Here is a 646-nt window from a genome sequence, read left to right on the forward strand (position 1 = left end):
TCACTCCAATCACCAGCTAACTCATCTGGGTTTATTGTTCTAGCGCGCCAATAATACATTCCAGCTGGCTGCTCTAATCCAAGATTATTAGTGGAAACTCGATCATTTTGAATAACATCATTAAATAGGCTATCAGTTGCAACTTGAATTTCGTAATCTTGGGCAAAAGCGACCTCATCCCATGTCAGTTCTATTGACTTTACTTTATTGTCATTCACTGAAACTGTTTGATTTAAAGCAGCGGGGAAATCTAACTGTGAATAACTAACGTCAACATTAAACTGAGGTAATGAGGTTTTACTCTTACCATCAGAAACCGATACAACGATTCCTTCATAGGTTCCTGCATGTGCATTGCTCGGAGTACCTTTTATTAAACCTGTGTCTGCATCTAAGCTTAACCATTCAGGCAAATTTTCAGACGAGAAAGTAAGTATGTCTTCATCGATATCTGTTGCGCTTGGTTTAAATTCAAACATTTCGTTTGCTTGAATTTCGTTTATCGGTGTTCCAGTTAAAACTGGAGAATCATTTACTGCACTGATATTTAACTTAATCGTAGCTTCATTACTTACAACGCTACCTTGCTGTATGGTAAATTTAAATTCATCTTCACCATTGAAATTTTCATTCGCTATATATGTAA

Annotated in this window: 1 protein-coding gene; it reads right to left on the reverse strand. The window is 36.4% G+C overall.

Annotated elements, in window-relative coordinates:
- A partial coding sequence (locus N477_RS00640) for a putative Ig domain-containing protein (RefSeq protein ID WP_155731755.1) occupies nt 1-646 on the reverse strand: 646 nt, incomplete at both ends.

The sequence above is a fragment of the Pseudoalteromonas luteoviolacea H33-S genome, from assembly GCF_001625695.1.
In the GTDB taxonomy this organism is placed as follows: Bacteria; Pseudomonadota; Gammaproteobacteria; order Enterobacterales; family Alteromonadaceae; genus Pseudoalteromonas; species Pseudoalteromonas luteoviolacea_B.